The following is a 1,181-nucleotide window of genomic DNA, read 5'->3' on the forward strand; positions in this document are numbered from 1 at the left end:
GCGGCCGGCCCGGGGCGAGCCGTGGGCGGGTCAGCGCCAGGCGGTCTCCGAGACGGGGGAGCGGCCGATCAGCGGACGCCACCACGCCTCGTTGTCGCGGTACCAGGCGACGGTTTCCCGCATCCCGTCGGCGAAGCCGATCTCGGGCGCCCAGCCGAGCTCGGTGCGCAGCCTGGTGGAGTCGAGCAGGTAACGCCGGTCGTGGGACGGGCGGTCCGGCACGATCGTCTTCAGCGACTCCGGCAGGCCCAGCTCGGCGAGGATGGTGTTGGCGATGGTCTCGATGTCGGCCTCGACCCCGCTGCCGACGTGGTAGGTCTCGCCGAGCCGGCCGCGCTCCAGCACCGCCTCGATCGCCCGGCAGTGGTCGGCGACGTGCAGCCACTCCCGGCGGTTGCGCACCGACGCGTACAGGGGCAGGTTCTCGCCCTGCAGGGCCCGGGTGACGAACAGCGGGATGACCTTCTCCGGGAACTGGTACGGCCCGTAGTTGTTCGAGCAGTTCGTGATCGTCACCGGCAGGTCGTAGGTCAGGCCGTAGGCGCGCACCGCGTGGTCGCCGCCGGCCTTGGCCGCGTTGTACGGCGTCCGCGGCAGATACGGGGAGTCCTCGGTGAACGCGCCGGGGTCGTCGAGGTCCATGTCACCGTAGACCTCGCAGGTCGAGATCTGGTGGAAGCGCGCCACGCCGACCGTGCGGGCCGCCTCCAGCAGCGTCTGGGTGCCGATGACGTTGGTGGAGAAGAAGTCGCCGGGACGGATGATCGCCAGGCTGTTGTGCGACTCGGCGGCGAAGTTGACCACCATGTCGACCGTGTGCTCCCGCAGCAGCGACTCGACGAGCTCGCGGTCGCGGATGTCCCCGTGCACGAACGTGATCTCCGCCAGCACGTCGGCGAGGTTGTCCCGGCAGCCGGCGTAGGTCAGCGCGTCCAGCGCGACCACCTGGTCCCGGGGGTGCCGCTCACGCCAGTAGCGGACGAAGTTCGACCCGATGAACCCGGCGGCCCCGGTGACCAGCAGCGTCGACATGTGTCGTACGTCCCCCTTCGTAAGAGATCGGGATCGGCGGCCTCGGCGCCCCGATCCACGCCAGCCTCTCACGGCCGGATGACGCCGATCATCACCGCCCCTGTCTCTTATACACATCTGACGCTGCCGACGACTAGTCGAGTGTATAT

At 69.6% G+C, this 1,181-nt stretch carries 1 protein-coding gene; it reads right to left on the reverse strand.

What is annotated here, in order from left to right; all coding sequences use genetic code 11:
* Positions 1-30: 30 nt before the first annotated feature.
* Positions 31-1,032, reverse strand: a complete 1,002-nt coding sequence (rfbB, locus tag NBX02_RS08225) for a dTDP-glucose 4,6-dehydratase (protein ID WP_250290735.1) — start codon at positions 1,030-1,032, stop codon at positions 31-33.
* Between the last annotated feature and the right edge of the window lie 149 nt (positions 1,033-1,181).

This window comes from Protofrankia sp. CiP1_Cm_nod1 (assembly GCF_920888515.1).
Taxonomy (GTDB): Bacteria; Actinomycetota; Actinomycetes; order Frankiales; family Frankiaceae; genus Protofrankia.